Origin of the sequence: Microcoleus sp. Pol12B5, assembly GCF_036701335.1 — a bacterium.
Taxonomy (GTDB): domain Bacteria; phylum Cyanobacteriota; class Cyanobacteriia; order Cyanobacteriales; family Microcoleaceae; genus Microcoleus.
In genome coordinates this window covers 1-5708 of the sequence record NZ_JAUBQQ010000125.1, presented here as the reverse complement: position 1 = coordinate 5708, position 5708 = coordinate 1, and the positions used below count along the sequence as shown (strand labels likewise).

Annotated in this window: 7 protein-coding genes; 5 read left to right on the top strand and 2 right to left on the bottom strand. The window is 52.7% G+C overall.

Annotation, left to right across the window (positions count from 1 at the left end):
• A partial coding sequence (locus QUA24_RS26550; RefSeq protein WP_333233357.1) for a hypothetical protein occupies positions 1–273 on the top strand: 273 nt, incomplete at its 5' end.
• Complete coding sequence (locus tag QUA24_RS26545; RefSeq protein WP_333043023.1) at positions 270–1913, top strand: HTH domain-containing protein; 1644 nt, start codon at positions 270–272, stop codon at positions 1911–1913. The genes QUA24_RS26550 and QUA24_RS26545, both read left to right, overlap by 4 nt.
• Before the next feature lie 154 nt (positions 1914–2067).
• Here QUA24_RS26545 and QUA24_RS26540 read toward each other — a convergent pair whose 3' ends face one another.
• Positions 2068–2436, bottom strand: coding sequence for a hypothetical protein (locus QUA24_RS26540; protein WP_332962583.1), 369 nt, complete (start codon positions 2434–2436; stop codon positions 2068–2070).
• A gap of 842 nt (positions 2437–3278) precedes the next feature.
• Entirely contained in the window at positions 3279–3707 is a 429-nt protein-coding gene (locus tag QUA24_RS26535; RefSeq protein ID WP_333101137.1) for a hypothetical protein, read from the bottom strand.
• Positions 3708–3965: 258 nt separating this feature from the next.
• Between QUA24_RS26535 and QUA24_RS26530 the strand changes: the two genes are divergently transcribed.
• From QUA24_RS26530 to QUA24_RS26520, 3 genes are all read left to right on the top strand, one after another.
• The gene (locus QUA24_RS26530; RefSeq protein ID WP_332962585.1) at positions 3966–4643 is read left to right on the top strand and encodes a recombinase family protein; all 678 of its coding nucleotides are present in this window, start codon (positions 3966–3968) and stop codon (positions 4641–4643) included.
• Positions 4640–5113, top strand: a complete 474-nt coding sequence (locus tag QUA24_RS26525; protein ID WP_332962586.1) for a helix-turn-helix domain-containing protein — start codon at positions 4640–4642, stop codon at positions 5111–5113. Before QUA24_RS26530 ends, QUA24_RS26525 begins: the two co-directional genes overlap by 4 nt.
• Before the next feature lie 354 nt (positions 5114–5467).
• Positions 5468–5668: a MerR family transcriptional regulator gene (locus QUA24_RS26520; RefSeq protein ID WP_332962587.1), complete on the top strand. Its 201-nt coding sequence runs from the start codon at positions 5468–5470 to the stop codon at positions 5666–5668.
• The last annotated feature ends 40 nt before the right edge of the window (positions 5669–5708 follow it).

Sequence of the window (5708 nt, the reverse complement as noted above, 5' to 3'; positions counted from 1 at the left end):
CCAGCCCACTCAGGCCGTAGGAGGCCCGGAGAAGTGAGGCACCCACAACTTAATAAACAAGCGCAGGAGGCTATCTCAGAAGCCGCTTACCAGCTCGCCACCTGCCAAGAAAACGACGATCAAGGGGGAATCAGATCCACCCTGGCAATCCTCCAAGCCATCGCCAACGTCGGCACCAAAGCCACCCGCGAGGAAATCAGAGCCGAGCTGGCCGCCTATGCCATCCCCCTTTCTGCCCTGCAGATCGGCACCGAGGAGGGACTGGACCTGTGAGCATCGCCGAGATCCTGACCAGGCCGCCACAGCTTGAGGAATCAGAAGCCATCGCCACAAAAGAGCTAGCCGTAGTCATCTCCCGTGACAAACAGTTCTATGACCTGAACCCTGATAACAAGAAAACAGGCCAACGCTGGCTCAACACTTGGGACCCACAAAAAGACGCTGGCTTCATCCTGCCAAACCTTGATTTTGTTGCCGCCGACTTCGACACAGAAGATGGCCTGGACAAAGCCTTTGCCCTAAAAAGAAAGCTAAGGTTCCCCTCAGCAGTGATGCACTCAGGCGGGGGACCAGGGAAAGCGCATCTCTGGGTTAGAGTTGAAACAAAAGCCCAACGCCTTCACTGTGAAAATCTGATTAAAGAGATAGGTGGACCCTCAGCAGTCAGAACCCAAGGAATCAGGCCGCCTGGTGCCCTTCATCGCTCTGGACAGACTCGCTCAACCAGCGCGGAAGGGTTAACCATTCAGCAGATACTAGAGCTACTCAGAGACGGAACCAGGCCACAAAAACCAACAAAGCAGAAACTAGACCTGGACCAGCTCGCTGGAGAATCAGTCCCTATCGGATTCAGAAGTGACCGCCTATGCCTGATCGCTGGGCTGGCTCTCAGGCAAGGCTTGAGCTACCTGGACTTTAAAACATTGATTCTCAGGCACCCACAAGGACCAGGCGAGAAGATCAAAGACAGAAGCCCAAAACAGCAGGACAACTACCTAAAAGATGTTTGGAACTACGTCAGCAGTGATCGAGCTACCCTCCCGAGATTGAAACCTGGACCCGCTGACGCGGGGGGGGTTTTTAAAAAAAGATCTTTTGGGGAAACCTGGACCAAGCACGTCCTTTCGTGCCCTGACGTACAGAAATCGGGAAAAAACCTCTACGCTGCCATTCTCGAAATTGAAAGACTCTCAAAGCTCAACCACGGCCACTCCTTCCACCTGAGTAAAAGAAGCCTGGCCGAAGCTATTGGATGCTCAGACACAGCCGCCCGCAACTGCATTACAAAGCTCTGTGAACTTGGACACATTCAGAAAGTAGTAAATGGCAGTCAAAAAACAGCCTCAATCTACAGGCTGAAAGTGTCTCAAAAAGTGACCACTCAACCCCTGGAAGGGGGAGGGGGGTGTACAGAAAGAGTGGTCACCTATTGCGACAAATGCTCGCATGATTCACTCTCTGGCCGGAACGGGTTAAAAAGGTACTGGCTGATTCTTGATCCTTCAGAACCTCTCACGGCAGCCGAACTAGCACCCTTGGCAAAACGCACTCGCCAAAGTGTTTACAAAGGCCTGGCCCAGCTTGAAGCTCTTGGGCTCATCGCCAAGAAAGGTAAAGGCTACGTCAGGATCGAGGACGAAGCCGCCCACCTTAGAGCCGCTCAAATGCGTGGAAGTCTTGGCCGCGGTGAACACCGAAAGCTGATCCACGCTCTGCAGAGAGAAGGCTGGAAGCTGGAGAAGCAAAGGAGAATTGATGCCAGGAACAATGAAGCCAAACGGCAGAAGCTGAAAGACCAGGCCAAGTATCAGCATGGCACCAGCCAGGCCGAGCGGAACCGAACAAAATCGGACCACCTACAGGTTCAAAATCGGACTGCCGGCCACGGTGTTTCTAGACCGTTGCAAGTGTGATGGCACCTGTAAGGAGTCCAGAATCTGGTCAAAGACGCCTAGAACTGGCTCTGAGGGGCAATGCGTGCCATCTCTCGTGCCTCGCCATCCCTCATGCATAAAATCGCGCGCGTCGGTCAAAAACTAAAAGTTTCCCCTTAAAAGTGTCTAGAACTTAACGGGTTCCCTTTCGATAGTAAACCGTTGCGTCAGTCCCTTCGCCAATTCTCAAGCCGCCGCCAGGTAGAAACTCATATTCAAACACTACTGATCGTTCACTTTTGATATAGATGAAGCCAGGGCGAGGCAACTCCCATTTAAAATCTCGGATAACAGTAGAGTTACTCAAGAAGGTCCCCTCACCTGAAGACTTTAAAATGATTCCTGATGTTTGATTACCAGCAGTCATCTCCCAGTCACCAGAAAGGGCATTACGATCAAATGTCATAGTGATGTTTGGCCAAAGCAGAAAAAGAGCAACCCCTACAATAACGGTTAACCCTGAAAGGCCCCAAGCCCAAGCAGACGAACGCTTTTGAGGCATGGCGTAGATTCCCCCGGGATTCGCGTACGGGTCCGGCTGATATCCGGGCATGGGTTGAACTGGCATCGCCACAGTCTGATTTGGCGGCACGAATTGAGTTCTAAAGACGTGCCCACAAGGACAAGCCTGAGCGTTCAGTTGGTGCTGGCTCTGGCACTTCGGACACAGCTTTATTCCGGCTGGATTCACCTCTTGATTCTAGTCTTAAACCTGCCACCCGTCAATAAGTGACCCTCACGGGGACCACACTGAGAGTCCATCTACGAAAACTTTCCCCTTAAAAGGCGATTTGAGCCAGGTAAGGTGCGACCGTGAGGCATCTATCACGCTCTGCCCTACTGATCGCCTTAATAGGCTCGACTATCGCAGTCGTTCCCCAGGCTCTCACCAACAAGCCACAGACACAGACGGTTTATGTCACCAGGACAGGCGACAAGTACCACAAAGACAGGTGCCGCTATCTCTCACGAAGCAAGCGACCCCTGGAGCTGGCTGAAGCCAAAAGAAGGGGGTACGACCCCTGTAAGGTCTGCCGTCCCCCTCGCTGATGCTAAGAAAGTTTTAGTGAATGAACCTCCCTATAAACTCGACTATTCCAAGGACATCGCTTAAGAAGCCAATCCCTTCATATATAGCGCACAGCCAAGGTAGAACCTTCACAAAGAAGGCAGAAACGATAGATCTTCTAGAGCGTTTAGGCTCGTTTTTATTAACATGGTTTTTCTCCATACTGATTGTTTCTGAATCAAGATCAAAAGCACCTTGCTGATGCCTTCACTTTTTTTCAGTTCCAACCATGTATAGAGGTCTACCCCCAGAAATCAGGGGGAAAGTTTTAGAAGCTATTGGCTCTCTTTTGTGTAGTCAAGCACGATAAACGTAGGCTCACCCTTGGCGTCCTTTCGTGCCCATTCTCGGAGTTCCTCCAGAGAGGCTGACTCGACCCACAAAGCAGTACGTCCCTTAGATGCCGCCTCCAGTTCCTTCAGAGCCGACAGCGAAAGCATAGAGAGATCAATCTGCGGGGGTTCATTCTCTTCGACCACGTAGGGCAGGGCATATTTACCGAGAAGATCCACCAGCCGCACCAGCTCACCCGTGGACATGGAATCTCGAAATAGTCGCAGTTTGAGTTTCTGAATCCCAACCTCAAAGCACTCGACCAGCTCTAACCGCAGCTCATCCTTGATCCTGCCGCCGCCTTTGTTGCCTGGGTTCCCAACCTTCAGCCGTCCCCCGTTTCGCCCTGACTGGGTCGCGGTGTTTCTCACGGTGTTTCCTCTCATGCTCCTACCTTTGGACGTTGTAAAAGCCGCCCTGGACTGCAGAAGGCTCTGGACAGTATGACCAGCCATATTGACCAGGGTGGACATGAATGATGACCAGACAAAATTGACCAGGCTACAGGTTCAAAATTGGACAGGTGCGCAACGAAAACTGTACACGCTAAAAAGCACTCTGACTAGACAAAATAAGAAAGTGACCAGGGACCGTATACATGAGACGAACGTTTCGTGTATAGTCTTGTTATGCCCAGGGCACGAAAGACGAAGACCAGCCAGAGAGAGACCAAGCACGTTATCGGCTACGTCCGGGTCTCGACTGACCAGCAGGTTGATTCTGGTGCAGGCCTGGCCAGTCAGAAAGCCGCCATCATCGCCGAGTGTGAAAGGAACGGCTGGCACCTGGCCGAGCTGATCGAGGACGGTGGAATCTCTGGAAAGACTCTCAACCGCCCTGGACTGCAGAAGGCTCTGGACCTGCTGAACAAAGGGGAGGCTGATGTACTGATGGCCGCCAAGCTCGACCGCCTCAGCCGATCGGTAAAAGACGTTTGCCAGGTAGGGGACATGGCCCAGCACTACGGCTGGAATCTCAGCCTCTTGGATGCCCGGCTAGACACAACCACCCCTCATGGCAGAGCACAACTCAGCATGATGGCCACCTTTGCCCAGCTTGAGCGAGAGTTGATCGGACTCAGAACCCGCGAGGGACTGGCCGAGAAGAAAGCCCAGGGTGTTATTCTCGGAGCCAGGCCAATGATTGAAAGCGATACCGAGGACCTGATTCTAAGCCTCAGAGCCGAAGGAAAGGGGATGCTGGCCATCGCCAACGAATTGAACGTCCGGAACGTGCCAACCGCCAAGGGTGGGACCTGGCACGCCTCTACGGTCCGTGTGGTCCTGCAGAGAAGGGAGGCCGCATGAATGAGACTCTATCGCTGGCTGAAGCAATCAAGGCCGCTGGAGTCTCAGAGAAGACTCTACGCCGTTGGATCAAGTCAGGCCGCCTGGCCGCCGAGCTGATCGAGGGACCCAAGGGGAAGGAATACCGGGTAACCGCCGAGGATCTTGAGCGCGCATCAAAAGCCACCCCTAAAAAGGCCGTCTCAGAGCCGATACCAGCCGCTGAAGGCACGAAGCTCGACACCGGGGACCTGGCAACCCTGAAGGCTCTGGCAGAGGCACAAATGGCCATGATCGAGGAGCTACGGCACGAAGTCCAACAGCTCAGGCCGCTGGCACATGAAGTCCGGAACCTTGCGGACCAAAACCACGATTTAACAGCCCAGCTCAGTCAACTGCAGGACCGAGTAATCAAGGCTCTACCAGCTCCAGAGCCGAAATCGAACCTTTGGGAGAAGCTGACGAAGTGGACCAAAGTCAGAAAGTCCTGATCTATACATGGTTAATTCTACAGACCACTGGCATCTCAGCCAAGCAGGGATATCCTTGAGTTCAAATCAAGCGAATTCATGCTACCAAACAAAAGGCAATGATGCCTTTACCTAGTGGTCTTCGTCTGGATTCGTTGAACAGCATTAAAAGCAAAACCGCCCCATGTCTTGCCGGACATGAAGGCGGTCCAAAACTGAATCTCAACCCCCAAAAGGATCGGACTGCAGCGCTCTCTACTAGCAGGACGATTCTAACCCAGGAAAAAGCATCTGTCAAGAGAACTTTACTTTTTCAGGGAGGAAGGGGCAACGAGGCGAGTGAGGAAATGCAGCTAATGCAAGCAGAGACACCTCATGACATCCGTAACTTCATACAACATCGCAGAAGCTGCAAAGCTTTTGCACGTCACCCCTCAAACACTTCTCAACTGGAAAGAACGAGGCTGGATCTGGACCGAAAAGCTGCCAAATGGCAGATACCTCGTCCCCAGCTCTGAGATTGAGAGACTCACCAAAACCCAGCCCACTCAGGCCGTAGGAGGCCCGGAGAAGTGAGGCACCCACAACTTAATAAACAAGCGCAGGAGGCTATCTC

Bases quoted from the DNA above. Each gene is read 5' to 3' on its own strand.
- QUA24_RS26530 (WP_332962585.1), top strand. From the start codon at position 3,966: ATGCCCAGGGCACGAAAGACGAAGACCAGCCAGAGAGAGACCAAGCAC.
- QUA24_RS26525 (WP_332962586.1), top strand. From the start codon at position 4,640: ATGAATGAGACTCTATCGCTGGCTGAAGCAATCAAGGCCGCTGGAGTC.
- QUA24_RS26540 (WP_332962583.1), bottom strand. From the start codon at position 2,436: ATGCCTCAAAAGCGTTCGTCTGCTTGGGCTTGGGGCCTTTCAGGGTTA.
- QUA24_RS26520 (WP_332962587.1), top strand. From the start codon at position 5,468: ATGACATCCGTAACTTCATACAACATCGCAGAAGCTGCAAAGCTTTTG.